General features: G+C 69.8%; 20 protein-coding genes. 15 read left to right on the top strand and 5 right to left on the bottom strand.

From position 1 onward, the window contains the following. The first annotated feature begins 110 nt into the window (after nt 1-110). From AB0I88_RS29220 to AB0I88_RS29200, 5 genes are read left to right on the top strand one after another with little or no spacing between them, the layout of a single operon-like run. Entirely contained in the window at nt 111-1232 is a 1122-nt protein-coding gene (locus AB0I88_RS29220; protein WP_361031530.1) for an FAD-dependent monooxygenase, read from the top strand. A gap of 12 nt (nt 1233-1244) precedes the next feature. Next, nucleotides 1245-2186 (top strand): VOC family protein, encoded by a 942-nt coding sequence (locus tag AB0I88_RS29215; protein ID WP_361031527.1) that lies wholly within the window; start codon nt 1245-1247, stop codon nt 2184-2186. 9 nt (nt 2187-2195) lie between these two features. Continuing rightward, complete coding sequence (locus tag AB0I88_RS29210; RefSeq protein ID WP_361031524.1) at nt 2196-3116, top strand: fumarylacetoacetate hydrolase family protein; 921 nt, start codon at nt 2196-2198, stop codon at nt 3114-3116. Then, complete coding sequence (locus AB0I88_RS29205) at nt 3117-4259, top strand: alpha/beta fold hydrolase (RefSeq protein ID WP_361031521.1); 1143 nt, start codon at nt 3117-3119, stop codon at nt 4257-4259. Next, entirely contained in the window at nt 4243-5181 is a 939-nt protein-coding gene (locus AB0I88_RS29200; protein WP_361031518.1) for a cyclase family protein, read from the top strand. Before AB0I88_RS29205 ends, AB0I88_RS29200 begins: the two co-directional genes overlap by 17 nt. Before the next feature lie 12 nt (nt 5182-5193). Here AB0I88_RS29200 and AB0I88_RS29195 read toward each other — a convergent pair whose 3' ends face one another. Continuing rightward, the gene (locus AB0I88_RS29195; RefSeq protein ID WP_361031515.1) at nt 5194-5511 is read right to left on the bottom strand and encodes a DUF3817 domain-containing protein; all 318 of its coding nucleotides are present in this window, start codon (nt 5509-5511) and stop codon (nt 5194-5196) included. 135 nt (nt 5512-5646) lie between these two features. On the opposite strand from AB0I88_RS29195, the gene AB0I88_RS29190 reads away from it, so the two are divergent. Then, nucleotides 5647-6201, top strand: a complete 555-nt coding sequence (locus AB0I88_RS29190) for a hemerythrin domain-containing protein (RefSeq protein WP_361031512.1) — start codon at nt 5647-5649, stop codon at nt 6199-6201. A gap of 393 nt (nt 6202-6594) precedes the next feature. Here the strand turns inward: AB0I88_RS29190 and AB0I88_RS29185 are convergent, their stop codons facing one another. Beyond that, nucleotides 6595-7392, bottom strand: coding sequence for an SAM-dependent methyltransferase (locus tag AB0I88_RS29185; protein ID WP_361031509.1), 798 nt, complete (start codon nt 7390-7392; stop codon nt 6595-6597). A gap of 77 nt (nt 7393-7469) precedes the next feature. Here AB0I88_RS29185 and AB0I88_RS29180 point away from each other — a divergent pair, with 77 nt between their 5' ends. Further along, nucleotides 7470-9761, top strand: coding sequence for a PAS domain S-box protein (locus AB0I88_RS29180; protein WP_361031506.1), 2292 nt, complete (start codon nt 7470-7472; stop codon nt 9759-9761). A gap of 33 nt (nt 9762-9794) precedes the next feature. On the opposite strand, the gene AB0I88_RS29175 is transcribed toward AB0I88_RS29180, so the two are convergent. Further along, the gene (locus AB0I88_RS29175; protein WP_361031650.1) at nt 9795-10253 is read right to left on the bottom strand and encodes a hypothetical protein; all 459 of its coding nucleotides are present in this window, start codon (nt 10251-10253) and stop codon (nt 9795-9797) included. Between the two features lie 159 nt (nt 10254-10412). Between AB0I88_RS29175 and AB0I88_RS29170 the strand changes: the two genes are divergently transcribed. The 7 genes from AB0I88_RS29170 to AB0I88_RS29140 all read left to right on the top strand — a co-directional run bounded on the left by AB0I88_RS29170 (nt 10413) and on the right by AB0I88_RS29140 (nt 17870). Further along, nucleotides 10413-11198, top strand: a complete 786-nt coding sequence (locus tag AB0I88_RS29170) for an SAM-dependent methyltransferase (RefSeq protein ID WP_361031503.1) — start codon at nt 10413-10415, stop codon at nt 11196-11198. Nucleotides 11199-11357: 159 nt separating this feature from the next. Beyond that, nucleotides 11358-12389: a sporulation protein gene (locus AB0I88_RS29165; protein ID WP_361031500.1), complete on the top strand. Its 1032-nt coding sequence runs from the start codon at nt 11358-11360 to the stop codon at nt 12387-12389. Between the two features lie 539 nt (nt 12390-12928). Beyond that, the gene (locus AB0I88_RS29160) at nt 12929-13951 is read left to right on the top strand and encodes an ABC transporter substrate-binding protein (RefSeq protein ID WP_361031497.1); all 1023 of its coding nucleotides are present in this window, start codon (nt 12929-12931) and stop codon (nt 13949-13951) included. Continuing rightward, on the top strand, nt 13948-14751 hold the full coding sequence (locus AB0I88_RS29155; protein ID WP_361031494.1) for an ABC transporter ATP-binding protein: 804 nt from the start codon (nt 13948-13950) through the stop codon (nt 14749-14751). The genes AB0I88_RS29160 and AB0I88_RS29155 overlap by 4 nt, the downstream gene beginning before the upstream one ends. Next, nucleotides 14744-15598, top strand: coding sequence for an ABC transporter permease (locus AB0I88_RS29150; RefSeq protein ID WP_361031491.1), 855 nt, complete (start codon nt 14744-14746; stop codon nt 15596-15598). Before AB0I88_RS29155 ends, AB0I88_RS29150 begins: the two co-directional genes overlap by 8 nt. A 24-nt stretch (nt 15599-15622) precedes the next feature. Next, complete coding sequence (locus tag AB0I88_RS29145) at nt 15623-16519, top strand: TauD/TfdA family dioxygenase (protein WP_361031488.1); 897 nt, start codon at nt 15623-15625, stop codon at nt 16517-16519. Between the two features lies 1 nt (nt 16520). Then, nucleotides 16521-17870 (top strand): LLM class flavin-dependent oxidoreductase, encoded by a 1350-nt coding sequence (locus AB0I88_RS29140; protein WP_361031485.1) that lies wholly within the window; start codon nt 16521-16523, stop codon nt 17868-17870. A gap of 296 nt (nt 17871-18166) precedes the next feature. Here the strand turns inward: AB0I88_RS29140 and AB0I88_RS29135 are convergent, their stop codons facing one another. Beyond that, nucleotides 18167-18949: a class I SAM-dependent methyltransferase gene (locus tag AB0I88_RS29135; RefSeq protein WP_361031482.1), complete on the bottom strand. Its 783-nt coding sequence runs from the start codon at nt 18947-18949 to the stop codon at nt 18167-18169. A 162-nt stretch (nt 18950-19111) separates the two neighbouring features. Further along, entirely contained in the window at nt 19112-19717 is a 606-nt protein-coding gene (locus AB0I88_RS29130; RefSeq protein ID WP_361031479.1) for a hypothetical protein, read from the bottom strand. A 1483-nt stretch (nt 19718-21200) separates the two neighbouring features. Between AB0I88_RS29130 and AB0I88_RS29125 the strand changes: the two genes are divergently transcribed. Beyond that, entirely contained in the window at nt 21201-21734 is a 534-nt protein-coding gene (locus tag AB0I88_RS29125) for a hypothetical protein (protein ID WP_361031476.1), read from the top strand. Nucleotides 21735-22653 lie beyond the last annotated feature (919 nt).

Here is a 22653-nt window from a genome sequence, read left to right as displayed (position 1 = left end):
CCGCACTATAAGTGCGGCTGATGGGGCCGATCAGCAGTTGGAGGTTCCCTTATGGCCGGGCCGAGCGGGACAGTGGTCCCAGTCACAGGGGTAACAGAAGGGAAACCGCCGTGCCGGCAGTCCGTAACGTTCTGGTCGTCGGTGGCGGCGCCGCCGGGGCCGCTGCTGCGATCCTGCTCGCCGAGGGCGGTGTGACGGTCGACCTGGTCGACCTCAAGCCCGACGTGGCCGCGCTCGGCTCCGGGATCACCCTCCAGGGCAACGCCCTGCGGGTGCTGCGCGAGCTGGGCGTCTGGAAGAAGGTCGAGGCCGAGGGGTACGCGTTCGACACGCTCGGCCTGCGCGCCCCCGACCCGGCCGGCACCCTGATCGCCGAGCTCACCGACATCCGCACCGGCGGCGCGGACCTGCCCGCCACGCTCGGCATGTACCGGCCCGCCCTCGCCAGGATCCTGATCGGGCGGGCCGCCGAGGCCGGTGCGAGGATCCGCTTCGGCACCCGCCCTGCCGGGCTCACGCTGGACGGCGAGGTCACCTTCAGCGACGGCGGGAAGCAGCGGTACGACCTGGTCATCGGCGCCGACGGGCTGCACTCGTGGACCCGGCGGCAGGTCGGCGTCGACGTCGAACCGGAGCCGGTCGGCATGGGCATCTGGCGCACGTTCACCCGCCGGCCGCCGAGCGTCACCCGCACCGACCTGTACTACGGCGGGCCCGCCTACATCGCCGGGTACTGCCCGACCGGGCCGGACAGCATCTACGCCTACCTGGTCGAGGACGCGCAGGACCGGAGCCGCCTGTCGCCCGCGGAGGCAATGGCCACGATGCGGGAGCTGGCCGGGGCGTACCACGGGCCGTGGGACGAGATCCGGGAGAGCCTCACCGACCCGGCGCGCGTCAACTACACCGTCTTCGAGAGCCACCTGATCGACGGTCCCTGGCACCGCGGGAACGTGGTGCTGATCGGCGACGCGGCACACAGCTGCCCGCCCACCCTCGCCCAGGGCGCCGCCCAGGCCCTGGAGGACGCGTCCGTGCTGGCCGAGCTGCTGCTGCGCGAGGACGCCCGCACCGAGGACCTGTGGCGGGAGTTCACCGGCCGCCGCCTCGACCGGGCGAGGACGGTCGTCGAAGCCTCCCTGCAACTCGCCCGCTGGCAGCTCGCCCACGAGCGCGGCGACGTGCCCGGCCTGATGGCCCGGGTCGCGCACCTCGTGGCCGAACCCGCCTGAAAGGAACCCCCGATGAACGACGAGCGACTCATCACCCATCTGCGGCACGTCGACCTGGCGGTGCCCGACTACGGCAAGCAGTTCGAGTTCTACACGACCCTGTGGGGGCTGGAGGCCGGGACCACCGACGACGGCCTGGCCTTCCTGGCCGCGGCCGGATCGCCCGAACAGTACTCGGTGCGGCTGCGCAGGGCGGCCGAGAAGCGGCTCGACCTGATCGCCTTCGGCGCGGCGCACGAGGCCGACGTCGACGCGCTGGCCGAGCGCCTGGGACGGGCCGGCGTGAAGCCGGTCTGCGAGCCGGGCAAGCTGCTCACCCCCGGCGGCGGGTACGGCTTCCGCTTCTTCGACGTCGACGGCCGTACCGTCGAGGTGTCCTCCGGTGTCGAGACCCGGCGGCACCGCAAGGTGGAGGAGGGTGAGCCGGTCCCGGTGAAGCTCTCGCACGTGGTGATCAACTCGCCGAACCCGGAGGCGACGGTCGCCTTCTACACGAAGCATCTGAACTTCGCGCTCTCCGACACCCTGATGCACCCGCGGATGGGCGAGATGATGTGGTTCCTGCGGACCAACCGCTGGCACCACAGCCTGGCGGTGGCCCGCGGCCCGCACGTCGCCCTGCACCACGCGTCGTTCGAGATGCGCGGCGTCGACGAGTACATGCGCGGCACCGGCCGGCTGCTGCGCGGCGGCGTCGAGAAGGTGTGGGGTCCCGGACGGCACATGGCCGGGAACAACACCTTCAGCTACTTCCTCGACCCGCACGGCAACACCGTCGAGTACACCACCGAACTGGAACTGCTCGACGAGGACAGCTGGCATCCGCACATCTACGACTTCTCCGACCCGATGGTCAGCGACCAGTGGGGCACGGCGAACCCGATGAACGAGTTCGTGGCGAGACAGTCGTTCAACGACGTCGACCGCGGCACCTTCGTCGCCCCGCCGGTGTAGGGGAGATCGATGAGGATCGCGACCTTCCGCCACGACGGCCGGGCCCGCACCGGGATCGTCGACGGCGACCGGGTGCTGCCGTTCCGCGGTGACCCCACGATGCTGGACGTCATCGTGGACGGGCCGGGGGAGACCGCGGAGCCCGTACCCCTGGAGAAGATCCGTCTGCTCGCGCCGCTGCGACCGGCCTCGCTCCGCGACTTCGTCGCGTTCGAGGAACACGTCGAGGGGGTCCGGCGCAGCGTCGACGGCGCGAGCGGCGTTCCCGAGCAGTGGTACGCCGCGCCGACCTTCTACTTCACGAATCCGCACACGATCCTGGGGCCGGACGACGACGTGCCGTTCCCGGCCACCTCGGTGGCGCGCGACTTCGAGCTCGAGGTCGCCGCCGTGATCGGCCCGGACCAGCGGATCTTCGGCTACACGATCTTCAACGACTGGTCGGCGCGGGACCTGCAGAGCCGGGAGATGAAGGTGAGCCTCGGCCCGGCCAAGGGCAAGGACTTCGCCGGCACCCTCGGCCCGTGGATCGTCACCGCCGACGAACTGGAGCCCGTCAAGGACGCCGACGGCTTCCTGAACCTGTGGTGCTCGGCGGCGGTCAACGGCACCGAGGTGGGGCGGGACCTGCTCAGCAACATGGGCTGGACCTTCGACACCATGATCGCCTACGCGGCCCGGGACAGCCGGATCGTTCCCGGCGACGTGCTCGGGTCCGGGACGGTCGGCAACGGCGGCTGCCTGGCCGAGCTGTGGGGCCGCAACGGCCGTCCGGAGCCGCCGCCCCTGCGCGACGGCGACACGGTGACGCTGACCGTCGACGGCATCGGCAGCCTGACCAACCGCATCGTCTCCGGTCCCGCGACCGCTGAACTCCCGCCCGTGCGCCGCCGCGACCCGGCCGCCGCGCGAAACGAAAGGCAGCACTGAATGTTCGAGTACTTCCCCGGCAACTACGTCTGGAACCTGGGCGTCGTCGCCACTCTCAACAGCGGCGGGCTGATCGACGAGGTGGACCGCGCGTGCCGGCCGATCAAGGAGCTCGCCGCGCAGGGGTCGGACGTCGGCACCACGGAGTTCATGGCGTCGTGGGCCGCGGTCGCCGAGGACCTGGCGTCGCAGGCGGCGGGCGACGAGGCGGCCGGCAACCGGCGCACCGCGGGGCAGAAGTACCAGCGGGCCACCAACTACCTGGCCCAGGCCGAGCGGATGCAGAGCGCCAAGTCGCCCGACCGCCGCGCGTTCTACCAGCGGCTGCTCGACCTGCAGCAGAAGGCGTTCGACCTGATCGACCCGGACACCACCCGCGTCTCGATCCCGTTCGAGGGGTCGCTGCTGCCGGGGTACTTCAAGAAGGCCACCGACGGCCCCGCGCCCACGATCATCCTCTGGAACGGGCTCGATTCCACCAAAGAGCACATGTATGCGTCCGGGTTCGCGCACGAGCTGGCGGCGCGGGGAATCAACACGCTGATGGTCGACTGCCCCGGTAGCGGGGAGGCGCTGCGCTTCCTGGGTCTCACTTCGCGCGTCGAAACGGAGGACTGGGCGGCGGCCTGCGTCGACTACCTCCTCACTCGAAACGACGTCATCTCCGAGAAGATCGGACTGGTGGGCTGGTCGCTCGGTGGCTACTACGCGCCCCGGGCCGCCGCCTTCGAGAAGCGGCTCGCGCTCTGCGTCGCGTGGGGCGCCAACCACGACTGGGGCGCCGTCCAGAAGCGCAGGCTGGAGCGGGAGGGCGAGAACCCGGTCCCGCACTACTGGGACCACGTGCTCTGGGTGTGGGGCGAGGACGACCTCGGCACGTTCATCAAGAAGGCCGAGGCGGTCAACCTGGACGGGGTGGCCGAGCGGATCACCGTGCCGTTCCTGATCTGCCACGGCGAGAACGACCGGCAGATCCCGCTCGCCTACGCGCACCGCTCCTACCAGCAGGCGGTCAACTCGCCCCGGCGGGAGCTGCGGATCTTCACGGCGGCGGAGGGCGGGGCCGAGCACATCGGGCTCGACCACTTCTCGCACGTGCAGACGTACATCGCGGACTGGGTGCACGGTGTTCTCGCGCAGTGACCCGGAGGGCGCCGTCGCCGCGGCGGCGGCACGGTGCTCGAACTGGGGCCGGTGGGGCGCGGACGACGTACGCGGCACCATGAATTTCCTGACCCCCGGCAAGCGCAAGGAGGCCGCTGCGCTGATCCGCCGCGGCGTCTCCTTCTCGCTGTCGCAGTCGTTCGACGCGAACGGGCCGCAGAAGGGCTGGCGGCGGCGCACCAACCCGGTGCACACGATGCTCGACACCGGCACCGACGCGGCGGCCGGCGTCCAGGGCTTCCCGCACGGCATCGGCGGCGCCGACGACGTCATCGCCATGCCGCTGCAGTGTTCCACCCAGTGGGACGGGCTCGGTCACATCTTCGACCACGGCGTCGCCTGGAACGGGCGGCCCGCCGGCGAGGTGGTGACCAGCCTGGGTGACGCGGTCACCGGCATCGAGACCGTCGCCGACGTGATCGCCGGGCGCGGGGTGCTGCTCGACTTCGGCGACCTTCCGGACGGCTTCGCCATCACCTCGGCGCATCTCGACTCGCGGGCCGCGGATCAGGGTGTGGAGATCGGGCGGGGCGACATCGTCCTGGTACGCACCGGGCAGCTCGCCCGTGCCCGGCGTGACGGCTGGGGCGACTACGCCGGCGGCCCGGCCCCCGGCCTGTCGTTCGAGACAGCGGACTGGCTGCACTCCACCGAGATCGCCGCGATCGCCACCGACACGTGGGGTTTCGAGGTGCGGCCCAACGAGTTCGACGACGCCTTCCAGCCGCTGCACCAGGTGGCCATCCCGCACATCGGCCTGTTCCTCGGCGAGATGTGGGACCTGGACGCGCTCGCCGCCGACTGCGCGGCCGACGGGGTCCACGAGTTCTGGCTGACCGCCGCGCCGCTGCCGATCACCGGGGCGGTCGGGTCACCGGTGAACCCGATCGCCGTCAAATAAGGGCCCGCGGACTCAGGCGGTGGCGGCCACCGAGTCCGCGGGAGTCGCCCGGCGTTTCGCCACCCAGCGCTCGAAGATCAGTGTGGTGAGCGGCGGGATGGACGCCGCCAGGCCGAACAGCGTGCGCCACGGCGACCACCGCTCGGCGCGTGCCACCCACAGCGTGGCCACCAGGTAGGCGACGAACAGCGCCCCGTGCAGCCGGCCGAACAGCCACACACCCGCCTCGGTGGTCTCGATGATGTGTTTCAGGTACATCCCGACGAGCAGGCCCGTCCACGAGAACGCCTCGGCGATCGCGGTGATCCTGAAGATCCGGAACGGTTGCACGCTTGAACTCCTCTTCCCAGGCGGCCTCCCGGAGACTACGGCCGCGAAGATGAGCGTTTGCTGTGGGGATGATTCGTCCCTTTCCGGGTATCCGGCCAGGCGTTCCATCAACCGTTCACTCCAGGGGGATCAGCCGTGCCGGACATCGTGGAGATCATCAAGCAGCAGCACCGCCAGGTCGACGAACTGCTCACCCGGGCCGAGGAGGACAGCGCCGACCGGGCCGCGCTGATGCAGGAGGTGGCCCGGATGCTGCTGCCGCACTCGGCGGCCGAGGAGGAGTTCGTCTACCCGGCGATCCGCGATCTGGCCGCCGAGGAGGGCGACGAGGTCAAGGACGGCGTCACCGAGCACCACCAGATCGAGGAGATGCTCCAGAACCTGCTCCGCGGCGACGCCGGCGACCCCGGCTACGACGGCACCATCGCCGCCATCGCCGGCGAGGTGCGCCACCACGTCCAGGAAGAGGAGGAGGACCTGCTTCCCGTCCTGGCGGAGCGGCTGGACGCCGACGAGCGCGAGGAGATGGGCCGCCGTTTCGCCGAGGCCACGATGGGCGGGCTTCCCGACAGCGACGACCAGCATGCCGCCACCCGTAAGGAGTTGTACGAGAAGGCCAAGGAGCAGCGCGTCGCGGGCCGTTCCCGGATGAGCAAGCAGGAACTCGCCGAAGCCGTGGGCGATTCTTGATCCGGAGAGGGGCGGGCGGGCCCGCCGCCCGCCCCGAAACGATCGTCGACCGCCGTGACGATCCGGCATACAGCGATCGGTGGGTGATTCGCGCCCCCACACTCTCTCGGCGGGCTCCCGCGGGCCGGGTGTGCGACCGTGCCGGATCGCCGGATAATCGAGTGGTGGGGGAGCCTCGATCACCGGAGCGGATGCGGCCGTGCCGTCGTTGCGGGCATCCCACCAGGGTGGATCGGATGATCCAGGGGTACGGGCGCAACTGTGCCGCCGTCATGGGGCTGATCGGGGGCTCGGTGGACACCGGGCATACCGGGCCGGATCTGCTGGATCTCATGGAGATCGAGCCGGAGGACAGTTGCGACGGCTGGGACCGCCCGGCCGACGCCGGGATCGCTATCTCTCGCCGACGCCGGCCAGGGTCAGGTATCGGGCGGGGTCGGTGACCGTCTCGTCCTCCGGGGCGGGCCGCCACCGCGGGCCGTAGACCAGGCCCGGCTCGACCAGCCGCCAGCCGTCGAAGAACCGTTCCACCCGCGTGTGGTCGCGTGGCACCAGCGGTGTGCCGGCGCGGTTGTAGAGGTCGGTGACCCGTGCCATCTGCCCGGGGTCGCCGCTCGGGGTGACGTGCGAGACGGCGAGCAGGCTGCCGGGCGCCACCGCCTCCCGGTACGCGTGGAGCGCGGCGTCCAGAACCGGCCCGTCCGGCAGGAAGTGCAGGACGGCGATCATCAGCACGGCGACCGGCCGGTCCAGGTCGAGCAGTCGGTGGGCCTCGGGTTCGCCCAGCACGACGGCGGGCCGCTGGAGATCGCCGTGGACGACGGCGGCCTGTGGGTCGCCGTCGAGCAGATGCCGGCCGTAGAGGACCGCGGCCGGGTCCAGGTCGACGTAGACGACGCGGGCGTCCGGGGCCACACCGCGGGCCACCTCGTGCACGTTGCGTTCGGTGGGGATGCCGGAGCCCAGGTCGAGGAACTGCCGGATGCCGCGGCCGGCCGCGTACCGGACGGCGCGCCGCAGGAAGGCCCGGTTGGCGCGGGCGATCATCGGGGTCTCCGGCAGCAGTTCGGTGGCGCGGGCGGCGACGGCACGGTCGGAGGCGAAGTTGTGGGTGCCGCCGAGGAAGGCGTCGTAGATGCGGGCGGCACTGGGCCGGTTCGGGTCGATGGGTGGCTCGGCTGCGGTGCTCACCCCGACACTTTCCCCGGATCAGCCAACCTCATACCCGGAATATCTGGATATAAGTACCATAGAGGCGGGAGGCATCGGTGGAGTCAACCGGGATCCCGGGGCTTCTCATCGACACCGCCCCGGACGCGATCATCGTCAGCCGCTCGGACGGCACCATCACCATGGCCAACCGCCGGGCCCGCGACATGTTCCGCTCCGCGACGGAGCCGCTGGTGGGCCGTACCTTCGACGAGTTGATCCCGGAGGACCCGCGCCGGTCGTACCTCTGCGGTGATCTTCTGCCGCTGCGGCGGCTGCCGCTTCGCGGCCGGCGCCTCGACGGCTCCGTCTTCCCGGTCGAGGTCTCGCTCTCCGCGGTGGACGCGCCCGACGGAGAGCGGTACGTGACCGCCGTCCTCCGCGACGACACCGTGCAACAGGAGGCCGCCCGGACACGGTCGCTGCTCGCGTCGATCGTGCAGTCGTCGCACGACGCGATCGTCACCACCGACCTGGACGGCCGGGTGCTGTCCTGGAACCCGGGCGCCGAGGCGCTCTACGGCCACCGCGCGGCCGACATGATCGGCAAACCGATCGACGAGATCATCCCGGCCGACCGGCAGGCCGACGAGGAACAGGTGCGGCTGCTGATCCGGCTCGGCGGCCGGGTGGACCGCTACCGCAGCGTCCGGCACACCGCCAGGAACGAGACCATCGCGGTGTCGGCGCTGGTGTCCCCGCTGGTCGACGAACACGGCACGGTCATCGGCACGACCAGCATCACCCGCGACATCAGCGACCGGGAACGGGCCGAGGCGCGGGTGCAGGCGATCCTCGACGCGGCGCCGGACGCGGTGCTCGGCGTCGCCGAGTCCGGCGAGATGGTGCTGGTCAACGCCGAGGCCGAGCACCTGTTCGGCTACCCCCGGCACGACCTGCTGCACATGCCGCTGAGCCTGCTCCTGCCGGACGGCCTGCCGGTGGTGTCGGCCGTGCTGCGCACCGGCGAGGACACCACCCCCCTGGACTCCGAGCGCCCCACCACCGGCGGGGAGCCCGACCAGCGGTGGGCCACCCGCCGGGCGGTACGCCGCGGCGGCGCGGAGATCCCGGTCGACATCGCCTGCAGCGCCCTGCACACCGACAGCGGTGTGGTGACCGTGGCGGTGGTCCGCGACGTCACCGACCGCCTCACCGCCGAACAGGAGCGGCGCCGGCTGCGCGAGGAGGCCGAGAAGCAGCGCCTGGAGACCCGGATCCAGCAGACCCAGCGGCTGGAGAGCCTCGGGCAACTGGCCGGCGGCATCGCCCACGACTTCAACAACCTGCTCGCGGTGATCCTCAACTACGCGTCGTTCATCGTCGAGGACGCCGCCGGCAGCCCACCCGCCGCGGACGCCGAACAGATCGCCCGTGCCGCCCGGCGCGGCAGCGACCTCACCCACCAGCTGCTCGCCTTCGCCCGACGGGAGGTGATCCGGCCCCGGCCGCTGAACCTCAACAGCGTGGTCACCGAGGTGCACCAGATGCTGGACCGGTCGCTGGGCGAGCACATCGCGCTGACCGTACGGACCACGGCCGGCCTGCCGCCGGTGATGGCCGACCCGGGCCAGATGCAGCAGGTGCTGGTCAACCTGGCGGTGAACGGCCGGGACGCGATGCCGACCGGCGGCCGGCTCACCATCGACACCGCCCCGGTCCAGGTCGACACCGACCACGTCGCGGCCCGGGCCGGCCTGCCCCCGGGCCGGTACGTGCGCCTGCGCGTCTCCGACACCGGCACCGGAATGCCCCGGGAGGTGATCGACAAGGTGTTCGAGCCGTTCTTCACCACCAAACCGAGCGGCCAGGGCACCGGCCTGGGCCTGGCCACCGTCTACGGGATCATCACCCAGGCCGGCGGCACCGTGCACATCTACTCCGAACCGGGCATCGGCACCACCTTCACCATCCTGCTGCCGGCCACCGACTCCTCGCCGAACGAGCAGACCGAGGAGGAACCGATGGCCGACCTGGCCGGGCACGGCGCTACCGTCCTGGTGGTCGAGGACGAGGACGCGCTGCGCGAGGTGACCTGCCGGATCCTGCGGCGCGGCGGCTACACGGTGCTGGCCGCCGACGGCGGCGACGAGGCGCTGCGGCTGGCCGCGGAGCACACCGTCGACGTCCTGCTCACCGACGTGATCATGCCGAACATGCTGGGCAAGGACCTGGCCGGCGCGGTCCGCTCCCGCTGGCCGGACACCAAGGTGCTGTTCATGTCCGGGTACGCCCAGCCGGTCCTCACCACGCACGGCACCCTCTCGGCCGACGTGCACCTGCTGGAGAAGCCGTTCACCGGCGCCGAGCTGATGCGCGCCCTGCACGACGAGCTGCACGCCAAACCGTGACGCCGCCTCCGGGCATCGGGGCCGGGCGTCACCTCAACCGATGGAGTCGACGATCCAGCCGAGGCACGCGCACACACCCAGCGTGACCGCTACCCCCAGCAGCGCCCACGCGGCCACCGCGCCCGGATAGCGCTGCGGGGGAGCGCCGAGCGCCCCGCGCATGAACGACAGCAGGGGCGCCCGGTACTCCAGCTCGACGGTCTTGCCGGGCAGCGCCAGCACGGTGGCGTCGGCCGCGCCGATCCGGGACGGGATCAGGTACGGCACGTGCACGTGGACGTGGTGCTCGCCGAAAGCCACCGACTGCACGACCCGTCCCCAGTCGGCCGGCACTCCCTGCCCGTCGATCTCCAGCACCGGAGGGTAGAGCCGCAGCAGGAAGGCGAGCGGCGCATACCGCAGCGTGACCGCGATCGACGCGCCGCCGTTGCGGCGCGCCGGATCGTCCGGCGGGAAGCCGGGGGAGAAGGGCCGGTACGGCGGGGCTTGCACGGCCAACGCTTCAACCCTTTCCGAACGTCGCCCGGGCAGGATATGCCCCGATCAGCCGGCGGGGGAACCCGGAAACGATCCACAGTGGAGCACGATCGGTCTCGATCCCGGTTAGGATGATCGCGGCCCGATCGCGCTCCCGACCCCGGAGGAAGCCCTGTGACCAGCGACAAGGTAGATCAGACGACGGTGTCCTCGGCCCGCCGGTGGAACTACTGGCTGGGCGGCAAGGACCACTTCGAGGTGGACCGCGAGTCCGGCGACCGGATCGCGGCCGTCTACCCGGCGGTCCGCACCGCGGCCCAGCAGGGCCGGGCCTTCCACAACCGGGCGGTCCGTCACCTGGCCGAGGCCGGCATCCGCCAGTTCCTCGACATCGGCACCGGCCTGCCCGCCCCGGAGAACACGCACGAGGTCGCCCAGCGGACCGCCCCGGACAGCAAGGTCGTCTACGTCGACAACGATCCGATGGTGCTCACCCACGCCCGCGCCCTGATGTCCGGCGGCACCACCACCTACGTCGACGCCGATCTGCGCGATCCGGCCGCCATCCTGGGGGCCGCCGAGCTCAAGGAGACCCTCGACCTGGAGCGCCCGGTCGGCATCCTGCTGCTCGCCGTCCTGCATTTCATCGCCTCCGACGACGAGGCCCGCACCGTGGTGTCCGACCTGCTGGCCGCCGTGCCGAGAGGCAGTTACCTGGTGGCCACCAACTCGACGAAGGACTTCGTCGACGCCGAGGCCGCGGCACGGTACGACGCGATGCTCGCGGCCGGCCACGTCGACGCCTGGCCCCGCGACCGGGCCGTGTTCGGCCGGTTCTTCGACGGCCTGGAGCTGGTCGAGCCGGGCATCGTGGCGATCAGCGACTGGCGCCCCGACCACGCCGACCGCCCGGCCCCGGCCGAGGTCTCGATGTACGGCGCCGTCGGCCGCAAGATCTAGGCGACCACCCGTTGCGGGGTTTGCCGGTGACCGGCTCCCCGACCTTGCACGATCGTCGTAACGTTCTTGACGAGAACGTGTGACACCTGCGATTTCTCAGCGTCCGTTCAGCCTGCGTTGCTAGTTTTCCGAGGCACCTTTTTCAAGCGGGAGAACATCGTGGTCTTCAAGAAGTTGCTCGGTGCCATCGGAGTCGGCGGTCCGAGCGTGGACACCGTCCTGTCCAATCCGAGCACCTACCCGGGCGCCCCTCTGACCGGCAACGTCAACCTGGTCGGCGGCACACAGGACGCGGCGATCGAGCACATCACCCTCGGCCTGATCACCCGGATGGAGGTGGAGGGCGGCGGCGGCGACTACTCGGCCGTCACCGACTTCCTGCGGGTCCCGGTGACCGGGCCGATGCGCCTGGCGCCCGGTCAGCAGCTGTCGCTCCCGTTCCGGATCGACATGCCGTGGGAGACGCCGATCACCACGGTCTACGGGCAGACGCTGCGCGGCATGGTGATGGGCGTGCGCACCGAGGTGGCCATCGCCCGGGCGATCGACAAGGGCGACCTGGACCCGGTGCACGTGCACCCGCTGCCGATCCACCAGCGGATCCTGGACGCGTTCGCCCAGCTCGGCTTCCGCTTCAAGTCGGCCGACCTGGAGTACGGGCAGATCTACGGCGTCCACCAGACCCTGCCGTTCTACCAGGAGATCGAGTACTTCCCGCCCCAGCACTACGCGCAGGCCGGCATCAACGAGGTCGAGTTGACCTTCGTGACGAGCCCGCACCAGGTCGAGGTGGTGCTGGAGTTCGACAAGCGCGGCGGCCTGTTCACGCAGGGCCACGACACCTACGGCCGTTACACGGTGTCGCATGCCGACGCCGACACCACCGACTGGCGTCAGGTCGTCGACGGCTGGGTCCGCCAGGCCGTCGACCGCCGCAAGTCGATGCCAGGCTTCGGCCACCAGCAGCCCGGTTACGGCGCCCCGCAGCCGGGTTATGGCGCTCCACAGCCGGGTTACGGCCATCACGGGCACTACCGGCGCGGCGGGCCCGGTCACCACGGGCACTACCGTCACCGCGGTCACGGCATGGGCGGCGCCGCGATGGGCGTCGCGGGCGGTCTGGCCGCCGGTTACCTGGCGGGCGAGGCGATCGAGGAGGCAGGCGAGTCCTTCGAGGACTTCGGCGAGTGATCCACCCCGCGATCCGCGGGTGAGTTCCGTCTGACAGGGGCGAGGTGCGCTACGTGCGCCCTCGCCCTTCCTTTTCCGGTACGCCGTTCGCGTACCCGCCGTGGCATCTCGCGAGCTTCTGCCCACTCCCGGCCGCGACGCGCCCGCCGGGCTTTCGTTCGCGCTGCGCGGACCCCGGCACGGCAAGCGGCGTTATTTCCCACTCACTCTATGGGAAATGTATGTGCTCTGGGTCACAAACCCGCTGACGTGGCGGCCCTCGACGGCATACGTTGCTGGCATGAACCGAAGCAAACGCCTGACCCGGCGCCGCTTCGTCGACTACCTCCGGGTGTGCACCTGCGCCTGTTGAGACGGACGGCGAAGCAACCGCCGTACCGCACCGCCGAGCATCGTCGCCGGCGGCCCACCTGAGCCCGCCGGCCCCCGGGCCGGCGCGCAGAACCCTGCCTGAGATCGCCGACGGCCACCGGCCGCCCGGCCGACGACACTCGCCCCCACACGGTCGACGACACCGGCCCGCCACCCGAGGAGTACCGATGACCACCCGTAGATCCGCCACGGCCGCCGCGCTGGCCGGCGTCCTCGCCGTCACCACACTCACCGCCTGCGGCGGATCCGGCCAGGCCGCCGCCGGTGAGCAGGTCAAGCAACTGCGCTACCAGGGCGGCGTCGGCAACGTGATCCTCCCCGAACTCGCCGCCGACCTGGGCTACCTCGGCGACCTCAAGCTCACCTGGATCGGCAACACGATCAGCGGGCCGCAGGACATCCAGGCCGCCACCACCGGCGACACCGACTTCGGCGGCGCGTTCAACGGCGCGATCGTCAAACTCGCCTCCTCCGGCGCCCCGATCACCGCGGTGATCGGCTACTACGGCGTCGACGACGTCACCTTCAACGGCTTCTACGTCCTCGACGGCAGCCCGATCAAGTCCGCCCGTGACCTGATCGGCAAGAAGATCGGCGTCAACACGCTGGGCGCCCACGCCGAGGCCATCACCAAGACCTACCTGGCCAAGGAGGGCCTCACCGACGCCGAGATCGCGCAGGTCGAACTGATCGTGGTGCCGCCGGTCAACACCGAGCAGTCGCTGCGCGCCGGCCAGATCGACGTGGCCGCACTCGGCGGCACGCTGCGCGACAAGGCCGTCGACCGCGGCGGCATCCACCCGCTCTACACCGACTACGACCTGCTCGGGAAGTTCACCGCGGGCAGCTACATCTTCCGCGACGACTTCATCAGGAAGAACCCGGACACCGTGAAGACCTTCGTCTCCGGCGTCGGCAAGGCCATCGAATGGTCGCGAACCACGCCCCGTGAGGAGGTCGTCGCCAAACTCCAGGAGATCATCAAAAAGCGCGGTCGCGAGGAGGACGACAGCCAGACCACGTTCTGGAAGAGCTACGGCGTCGCCGGCAAGGGCGGCGTCATCGAGGAACGCGAGTTCACCACCTGGATCGAGTGGCTGGACCGGGCCGGTGAGCTGAAGAAGGACATCAAGGCCACCGACATCTACAGCAACGACTTCAACGCGTACGCCACCGGCGGCGCCGCATGACCGCCAAGATCGTGTTCGAGAACGTCGGCAAGACCTTCGAAGCCCGCGGCCGCACCGTCACCGCCCTCCAGGACATCAACCTCGAGGTACGCGACGGCGAGTTCCTGGTCATCGTCGGCCCCAGCGGCTGCGGCAAATCCACCCTCCTCGACCTGCTCGGCGGCCTCAGCGAGATCTCCAGCGGCCGGATCCTGGTCGACGGCGAACCGGTCACCGGCCCCGGCCTGGACCGCGGCATCGTCTTCCAGCAGTACGCCCTCCTGCCATGGCGCACCGCACAGGGCAACGTCGAGTTCGGGCTGGAGGCCAAAGGCACGCGCCGCCGGGAACGCGCCGCGAAAGCCCGCGAATACCTGGACCTGGTCGGACTGGCCGGCTTTCACGACCGCTACCCGCACGAGCTCTCCGGTGGCATGAAACAGCGGGTGGCGATCGCCCGCAGCCTCGCCTTCGACCCGGACGTGCTGCTCATGGACGAACCGTTCGCCGCGCTCGACGCGCAGACCCGCGACGGGCTCCAGGACGAGCTGCTGCGGATCTGGGAGAAGACCGGCAAGACCGTCGTCTTCATCACCCACGGCATCGAGGAGGCCGTCTACCTCGGCCAACGGGTCGCCGTCCTGACCTCCCGGCCGGGCCGGATCAAGGCGGTGGTGGACGTGCCCATCGATGCCCGCTCGGCCACCGAGGACCTGCGCTCCGACCCCGAGTTCGCCCGCTACCGGCACGAGATCTGGAGCCTGCTGCGCGACGAGGTCGACCGCGCCCGAAGCCAAGAGTTGGAGACCAGCGATGTCTAGCATCACCAGCGCCCCGGTAGTGCTCCGTGAACGTGCCGCGCCGGTCAGGGCCTACGCCTGGTACCGCACGGGAACCCGCCTGTTCACCGCCGTCCTCACCCGGATCGCGGCGATCGGCGCGCTCGCCCTGGTCTGGCAGCTCGCCCCGCGGTGGGAGACCGCCCCGGGCGAACACCTGGTCGACCCGACCTTCCTGCCGCCGCTGTCCGAGGTGCTCGTCGCGTGGTGGGACCTGCTGATCTCCGGCGAGCTGTGGACCCACACCGAGGCCAGCCTGGCCCGCTCCGCGGCCGGCTTCGGCCTGGCCATCCTCCTCGCGGTGCCGCTCGGCCTGCTGATCGGCTGGTACAGCCCGGTCGCAAACCTGCTGAACCCGCTGCTCGAGATCTTCCGCAACACCGCGGCACTGGCCATCCTGCCGGTGTTCGTGCTGATCCTCGGACTCGGCGAAACCTCCAAGATCTCGATCATCCTGTACGGCTGCACGTGGCCGATCCTGCTGAACACGGTCAGCGCCGTCCGTACCGTTGATCCGCTTCTGATCAAATCGGCCCGATCGCTGGGACTCGGCCCGGTGCGGCTCTTCCAGAGGGTCGTGCTTCCCGCCGCCGTGCCGACGATCTTCACCGGGATCCGGCTGGCCGGCGCCGCCTCGATCCTCATCCTGATCGCCGCCGAGATGGTCGGCGCCAAAGCCGGGCTCGGCTACCTCATCAACTACGCCCAGTACAACTTCGCCGTACCCGACATGTACGCCGGAATCATCACGATCTCCGCCATCGGCCTGATCGTGAACCACCTTCTCATCATCACCGAGCGCCGCTTCTCCACCTGGCGCACCAACTAGTTCCCCACCGGAAAGGACCGAGAAATGAGCCTCACCGTCAATCGCATCGGAGGCCGGATCGGAGCCGAGATCTCCGGCGTCGACCTGAAACGGGAGATCGACGACGTCACCGCCAAGGAGATCCACGACGCCCTGGTCGAACACAAGGTGCTCGTCTTCCGCGGCCAGCACCTCGACGACGAGCAGCACCAGCGGTTCGCCTCCGTCTTCGGCACGCTGACCCTGGCCCACCCCACCGTCCCGTCCGTCGACGGACAGGCCAACGTCCTCGAAGTGGCCGGCGGCGAGGGCGCCCGCGCCAACGCCTGGCACACCGACGTCACCTTCGTGGTCGCCCCACCCAAGGCCACCACCCTGCGCAGCCTCGTCATCCCCGAGTACGGCGGCGACACCCTCTTCGCCAACACCGCTGCCGCCTACACCGACCTGCCCGAACATCTGCGCCTCCTGGCCGACCGGCTCTGGGCCGAACACTCCAACGCCTACGACTACGCCGAACACCCGCAGTTCCGCTCCGCCGAAGTCGACGAACGGCACCAGGTCTTCGTCTCCACCCGCTACCGCACCGCCCACCCGGTCGTCCGCGTCAACCCCGACTCCGGCCTGCCGAACCTGTTCATCGGCAACTTCGTCACCGGGATCATCGGCCTGTCCCGCACCGAGTCCCGCGACATCCTGCGCCTGCTCCAGCACTACGTGACCCGCCCGGAGAACACGCTCCGCCACAGATGGCAGGTCGGCGACATCGTCGTCTGGGACAACCGCACCACCCAGCACTACGCCGCCGACGACTACGGCGACCTGGCCCGCAAACTGCACCGCGTCACCGTCGCCGGTGACGTCCCGGTCAGCGTCGACGGGACCAGGAGCCACATCCTCGAAGGCGACGAGGCCACCCACTACACCCCGCAGGTGCAGTGACATGACCCGACCCGGACAGTTGCACCTCAACGCGTTCCTCATGAGCGTCGGTCACCACGAGGCGGCCTGGCGGCTCCCGGAGAGCGACCCGTACGCCGACCTGACCGTCCAGCACTTCCAGAACCTGGCCCGCATCGCCGAACGCGGCAAACTCGACTCGCTGTTCCTCGCCGACGGACCGGTCCTCTGGGACCAGGTCGGCCGGCGCCCCTCCGGTGTCCTCGAACCGACCGTGCTGCTCACCGCCCTCGCCGGCGCCACCGAGCACATCGGCCTGATCGCCACGGCCTCCACCACCTACAACGAGCCGTACAACCTGGCCCGCCGCTTCGCCTCGCTGGACATCGTCTCCGGCGGCCGGGCCGGCTGGAACATCGTCACCACCGCCGGCCTGGACGCCGCCCGCAACTTCAACCTGGACGCGCTTCCCACCCACCGGGAGCGCTACGAGCGGGCCGCCGAGTTCGTCGACGTCTCCCTCAAACTCTGGGACTCCTGGGACGACGACGCCATCGTCGCCGACAAGGAGACCGGCGTCTGGGGCGACCAGGACAAGATCTACCCGCCCGCGCACAGGGGCACCTACTACTCGGTGGCCGGGGCGCTCAACGTCCCGCGCTCCGCGCAGGGACACCCCGTCCTGGTCCAGGCGGGATCGTCGGAGAACGGCCGCAACTTCGCCGCGAGGTACGCCGAAGCCGTCTTCACCGCACACCAGACCCTGCCCGACGCCCAGCAGTTCTACGACGACCTCAAACGCCGAACCGCCGAACACGGCCGCGACCCCGACCACATCAAGATCCTTCCTGGCATTGTGCCGATCATCGGTGCCACCCCGTCGGAGGCACGCGAACTCGAAGCCGAACTGGAACGGCTGATCCGCCCCGAATACGCCCTCGCCCAACTCGCCGACCTGCTCGGCATCGACCCCGGCGAACTCTCCCTCGACGCGACCCTCCCCCCGAACCTGCCGGAGGAGGAACAGATCGAAGGTGCCAAGAGCCGCCGCACCCTGGTCGTCAACCTCGGCCGGCGGGAAGGCCTCACGATCCGTGAGCTGATCGGCCGCCTCGGCGGCGGACGCGGCCACCTCACCTTCGCCGGCACCGCCGTCCAGGTCGCCGACAAGATCGAGCAGTGGTACGAATCCGGCGCCGCCGACGGCTTCAACATCATGGCGCCGGTCCTGCCGTCCGGCCTGGCCGCGTTCGTCGACCAGGTGGTGCCGATCCTCCAGGAACGAGGCCGCTTCCGCACCGAATACACCGGCCGAACGCTGCGCGAACACTACGGCCTGCCACGCCCGGCCAACCGCCACACGGCCGACCGCAAGGCCGCCCTGCTCAGCTGATCCGTCTAGTGGCCCTGCTCAGCTGATTCGCCTGGCGGCCCTGCTCAGCTGATTCGCCTGGCGGCGTTGTTCGGTCAGCTTGAGTCGTTCGGCGTACTCACCGGAATGTCGGCGGCGCAGCTGCCACGCCCTGCAGCGGACCGGCTTCTTTTCTGCCGGCCCGCCGCAGGGCGGCCCACCGCAGGGCGGCCCACCGACGTCAGGTACAGGAGCGCTTGGCGTATTACCCACCCCGGCCGGCTTGCCGGTGGGGGTGTGCGCGGCGCCCTCCGCTCTGCCATGTGTGCCCGGTCTGGTCAACGTGTGCGGCGGGCGAGCCGAAGCTCGGACAGGTAACGCTTGACGATCCGCCCGCCGTGCCCCTCGTCGATCAACCGCCCGATGCCGTCGAGCAGGGCGGACTGTTCTGGTCGTGGCATCGATCGGGTGGTCGAGTAGGTCAGCAGGAGATCCAGATACTCGGTGGTCGTGTAGGTGGCATCCCACTCGTACCGATGAAAGACCGCCGCCCCGAACCGATCCGACGCCGCGATCTCCGCGTCGTCCTCCGCGATGTCCCGGGCGGGCTCCCGCCGCAGATTCGGCGGCGTCCGTGGGTCGAACCGCTCATACAACTCCTGCACCGCCGAGAAGAACGCCTCCGAACCGCCCTCGATGTGATGGGTGGCGATCGTGGCGAGGAGCCCTCCGACGCGCAGCGCGTCCGCTGACCGTGACACCCGCGTGCCCGGATCGATCCAGTGGAAGGCCGTAGCCGCTAACACGACGTCGAACGGCTCCGACGGAAGTGGCCACTCCTCGAAGTCACCGGTCACGATCGTGACGGCTGGATAAGTCGCCAGATTTCGCCGGGCGGCCGCCGCGAGCGAGGCGCCCAACTCCACCCCCGTGATCCGATAGCCGCGCTCGGCCAGCGACACCGTCGCCTTGCCTGTCCCCGGCCCGATCTCCAGCACCCGCGCGGGTGGAGGCGCCCCCGCTGCCGCCAGATCGTCGAAGATCTGTGGCGGATAGCCCGGTCTCGCCCGGTCAAACCGCTCCGCGTCCTCGTCGAAGACCCGCCGCAGCTCAGTGGCCACATCCGCTCCCTCCGCCGCCCTCGAACCCAGTCTGGCTCCTTTCGGGCTCCTTTGCCTGGGACGGTTCATCCTGGGATCGGCCCTCCTAGCCTGGCCGCCGGGCTGCCGATCCGGATTGTCGACGACGCCTAAAAACCAGTTTTCGGGCGTCCTTGACACGGATCAGAGCTCGGCCAGAGCGGTCTGTCGGCGAGCCTCGGCGACATCCTCCATCAGCTCGTCCCATCGGGTGTCGGGACGGAACCTGGCCAGCCGGACGCTCTCCGCCGCGCGCGCCGACGTGTACTCCCACCAGGCCGCCACCCGCACCGGCCACAACCCGACCCGGACCGCGCCGGCGATGAAGCACCGGTGTGCCAGCAGCGTCGCCGCCAGGATCTCCGGATCCAGCTTCACCTGCGGATCATCGATCGCCTTGCCGAGCGCACGTACGTCCCGGTGCATCTCCGAGTAACCCAACAACCCCGGCATCGCCGGGACCATCAACTCATCCTCGGCATCCACCAGATCGTCCGCGTACGCCGGAGTGAAGACGACATCGTCCACCGTGACGATGAGCGGCAGCGACTCGTGGCCCCGTTTGATGTCGACCTGCACGGCCGGCGCTCCGGTGGGCACCGACACCTCATAGGCGTCCAGCACATCGCGGAAGAGGATTCGAGCCGTGTCGCCGATCGCCGGCACATGCACGGTGACCACCCCGGGCGCCGCGGTCACCTCGGTGCCGGGCACCTCCCCGATCAGGTCCGCGAGCTCGTAAGTGCGCATGCGTCGGTTATATGCCCTCCGAGCATCCTCGTGGCGCCCGCCTCGCCCGTACCTGCCCGCCTTCCGGGATGCCGTGGATGCCTTCCGCGATGCCGTGCCGATCGCGCGGGTGTCTCCGTTCGCAGCTGGCGAAGCGCTGTAGTCGATCTGCTCGACTGTTCGTGGGCGCTGTCTCGGAGATTCCGAGACCGTGCCCACGACCAGCCGGACCGAGCCCGGGACTGCATGGCTGGTGCTGGGCGCTGGCTCAACGGTGCTGGGACAGCACCCACGACCAGCCGAATCCGGACAGTCCTCGAGCACGCCGCTGGGTGTGCCTGGGACTGTCCGGATTCGGCTGGTCGTCATCGCTGACCCTGCTGGCTATTTACGAAAGGCTCTCTACCAGCGCATATCCAGTCCGGCCCCGCTTTGCCAGGCCTCATCTCGGGGGTGTCGGGTAGCGGAAATCGGACCTGGATCAAGGATTCATGGCCTGCGACGGCGACTCTAGGGAGGTGGAGACCCTTCCGCCGTGGCGTTTCCACAGGTAGACGGCTCTCCTCAAATACCAGCAGGGTCAGGGCTGCCCCTGCCGGCTTAACAATGAAGGCTCGCTACCAGCGCATTTTCGGTCCGGCCCCGCTTTGTCAGGCCTCACGACGGGGGTGCCGGGGTAGCGGAGACCGGACCTGGATCCAGGGATTCGATGACCGGCGACGGTGACGGTGACGGTGACGGTGGTCGGTGGTCGGTGGTCCAAGGCCGGTGAAGACCCGTCCGCTGCGGCGGTTGCGCATGTAGAGGGCATTGCGTGAACGGTGTGCTCGTCGCTGGGCAAGACCGGCGAAGCGACCCGGCCGGCCGGTGATGGCTCCTCGGCGATCGCCGCTGACGCTGCCCCTTGGACTCCAGCGTGCGGCACCGGCCGGCCGTCACACGCCATCACCGTCACGTTCACCGGCTGGCAGCGCGCGCAGGAACGGATCCCCGTCCGGGGAGGCGGGACACAAATCTCGGCTATCTGTGTTCTGCAGACGTGACACCCGCAACGGGTGTCGTCACACCCACTACGGGTGTCGTGTTCTCCGAGCACACATCGCCCAGCACGCCGGCCCTCCGCCCACCGGACGCCAGGACGCCAGGACGGCGGGACGCCTGGACGCCTGGACGCCAGGGCGGCAAGGCGGCAGGGCGCCGGGGCGCTGTGTGCGCCCGCCCGGCGGGTAGACGGGGCCGAGCGATTCGGCACGCACACGGGGCCTTGCGTGGTCGTTTACGAGTGTCACAGCGGTGCTCACCGGTAGAGGTGCGGTATTTGAGAGCTGCGGTATTCGATGATCTTGGTGGGTTCAGCCGCCGGAGTTCCCGGCCCCTTCGGGCCGAGAGGCGAGGTAGGGGGCCGACCGGAATACGCCGGAAGCCGGCAATGGCCTGGGACAGCAGCTCCGGCTGTGAGCATTCGGTTGATCCAATGACCAGCCGGGCGGCGGATACTTGCCTGATGGCCACCGTTGATCTCATCCCAGCCCCAGCCGGCGATGCGGTGACATTCCGCCTGCACCGGTCGCGGCTGTGGCTGAGGATGGCACTGATCCTCATGCCCGTGTTTCTGCTTTTCCGCGGGATCGCGATCGGCCTTTCGCTGGAGGAGTGGGGCTTCACTGAAACGGTGACCTGGGTGCTGCTGGCGGCGATCGCGGGAGCAACCGGGGCCGTCCTCGGCGCCGGCCGCAATCTCGGCTGGATACGCGCCTCGGCCGTCGGCCTGGAGTTCGCGGCCACCCGCCACACACCGGCGTTCTTGCCATGGTCGGCGATCCAGTCGGTCCAGCTGCGCTTCACCGGCCCGTTGACCGAACTGCTGGTAACACCCACCAGCCTGAACGCCGCTACCGTCGCCGCCGTTGCGGCGCGGGCGCCACGAGTACGTCGACGCTCGGGCGCCGCCGCCTTCATCGTCGACGTCGGCCTGATGACGCCCGGACCGCCGGCACTGCTCGCCGAGCTGAATCGACGGCTTGCCGCCCATCGTTGAGGCAGGCCATCCTGGCGTGACCGCTCCCGTACTATCTGAAGTTCCAGACGCAGACCAGCATGAGGCGGACAGCGGGGTTATCTGAAGCTGGGCCAGGTGGCTGCTTCAGCTAATGAGGGTTACTTGAAGCCGCTATTGCCGGTTTTCCGGCGTACTCCGGTCGGCCTCCAGGTAGGCGCTCCAGTCGGGTCGGGCCCATTGGCTCCAGTCGTCGGCGGTGCTGGGTGCCAGGCCGATCAGGGTGGCGAGCACGGGCGCGGGCAGGGGTTCGGCAACTCTGCTTGGTGCGGGGGCGCACCATCGGTGCGCTATGCGCCCCCGTCCGCCCGCCAAGCGGGCAGGGGCGGGCGATTTGGCCAGCAGGGTCATCACTCTTTCAGGCGTCCTGAGGCCGCCCTGATCTCCAGCTGGTGTGTTTCGGCTGGTCGCTGGGACTGTGTCGGCGGGGGTGAGGCGGCGTTGACGGCCGGCTGCAGTGGATCACCGCTCCGTCAGGGGCACGGCTCTGCAGTGCCCTCGCCTGTCTTGATCGTGGGAGGCGGCCGGGGACGTGGTGAGTTGAGGATTTACCGAGACAAATTGGTGTGACGGGCGTCGCGGGACCCCGATTTGATGCGGGGTGGAGGGGCGAGTAATGTTGTCCGAGCCGCCAGGGAGACGGGCGAGCGAGCGGGACCCGGTTCAGGGGCCCGGAGCGGCCGTCCTGGGGGATCCTCAATCAAGATCGCATGGCTTGGTGTCGTGCTTCTATTGGGGTGTCCGTGTGGTTTTTGTGGTGGTGAATTCGGTTGCGAAACGCGGATTTGACACGGCGGAAACGGCGGGTAAAGTAGAGCGAGTGCCCCGGGGGAACGGGCCGCGGATTGCGGATCGTTTTGATGGTGTGCGGTTGTTCTTTGAGAACTCAACAGGGTGCTTG

Source organism: Actinoplanes sp. NPDC049802, from assembly GCF_040656595.1.
Taxonomy (GTDB): Bacteria; Actinomycetota; Actinomycetes; order Mycobacteriales; family Micromonosporaceae; genus Actinoplanes.
This window is presented reverse-complemented; position numbering and strand designations above follow the sequence as displayed.

Coding starts and splice junctions, on each gene's coding strand:
- AB0I88_RS29140 (WP_361031485.1), top strand. CDS start 16,521: ATGACCCGACCCGGACAGTTGCACCTCAACGCGTTCCTCATGAGCGTC.
- AB0I88_RS29155 (WP_361031494.1), top strand. CDS start 13,948: ATGACCGCCAAGATCGTGTTCGAGAACGTCGGCAAGACCTTCGAAGCC.
- AB0I88_RS29205 (WP_361031521.1), top strand. CDS start 3,117: ATGTTCGAGTACTTCCCCGGCAACTACGTCTGGAACCTGGGCGTCGTC.
- AB0I88_RS29210 (WP_361031524.1), top strand. CDS start 2,196: ATGAGGATCGCGACCTTCCGCCACGACGGCCGGGCCCGCACCGGGATC.
- AB0I88_RS29125 (WP_361031476.1), top strand. CDS start 21,201: ATGGCCACCGTTGATCTCATCCCAGCCCCAGCCGGCGATGCGGTGACA.
- AB0I88_RS29215 (WP_361031527.1), top strand. CDS start 1,245: ATGAACGACGAGCGACTCATCACCCATCTGCGGCACGTCGACCTGGCG.
- AB0I88_RS29130 (WP_361031479.1), bottom strand. CDS start 19,717: ATGCGCACTTACGAGCTCGCGGACCTGATCGGGGAGGTGCCCGGCACC.
- AB0I88_RS29160 (WP_361031497.1), top strand. CDS start 12,929: ATGACCACCCGTAGATCCGCCACGGCCGCCGCGCTGGCCGGCGTCCTC.
- AB0I88_RS29150 (WP_361031491.1), top strand. CDS start 14,744: ATGTCTAGCATCACCAGCGCCCCGGTAGTGCTCCGTGAACGTGCCGCG.
- AB0I88_RS29145 (WP_361031488.1), top strand. CDS start 15,623: ATGAGCCTCACCGTCAATCGCATCGGAGGCCGGATCGGAGCCGAGATC.